We start from the raw sequence: 559 nt of genomic DNA, 5'->3' as shown, positions 1-559 counted from the left end.
ATCCGGGCCTCGGTGGCGGACTCGCCCAGCGGCGCCCGAGGGGTGGGGTCCCCGCCCTCGGCGGGGACCGCGTAGATCAGTTCGCCCCCGGTGTTGCGGATCTTGACGGCGCCCAGTTCGTCGAGGTCCCGGGAGAGGGTGGCCTGGGTGACCGTGAGCCCGTCGTCGGCCAGGAGCTTGGCGAGCTGGCTCTGCGAGCGGACCGGCTGCCTGCTCAGGATGTCGACGATACGGCGATGACGGGCCGTCCGCGTCTGCGGGACGGCCTGTCCCCCGTGCTGCTCCTCGGTCATCGTGCGCGTACCCCTCTGGTTCATCTGCTTCGGCTCATCGCTGTCTGCCGGCCGTGGCGTCGGCCGCCGCCGCGTCGAGGACGGCGGGCAGCGCCCGCACGAGCGCTTCCGCGTCGGCCTCGCCGACGATCAACGGCGGAGCGAGCCGGAGGACGTCCCCGGCGACCGCGTTCACCAGGAACCCCGCGTCCTGCGCCGCCTGCTGCGCGCGCGGCGCGACCGGCTCGGTGAGCACGATACCCAGCAGCAGCCCCGCGCCGCGGACC

At 74.4% G+C, this 559-nt stretch carries 2 pseudogenes; both read right to left on the bottom strand.

The annotated features are described in order from the left end of the window. A pseudogene (locus ACFXIV_RS48105) lies at positions 1–293 on the bottom strand (hypothetical protein); the annotation flags it as partial. A 34-nt stretch (positions 294–327) separates the two neighbouring features. Continuing rightward, a pseudogene (locus tag ACFXIV_RS48100) lies at positions 328–559 on the bottom strand (acetylornithine transaminase); the annotation flags it as partial.

The sequence above is a fragment of the Nocardia sp. NPDC059236 genome (genome assembly GCF_042754085.1).
GTDB lineage: Bacteria > Actinomycetota > Actinomycetes > Mycobacteriales > Mycobacteriaceae > Nocardia.
The sequence above is the reverse complement of the archived record's forward strand: the minus strand, read 5'-3'. Positions and strand labels throughout refer to the sequence as shown.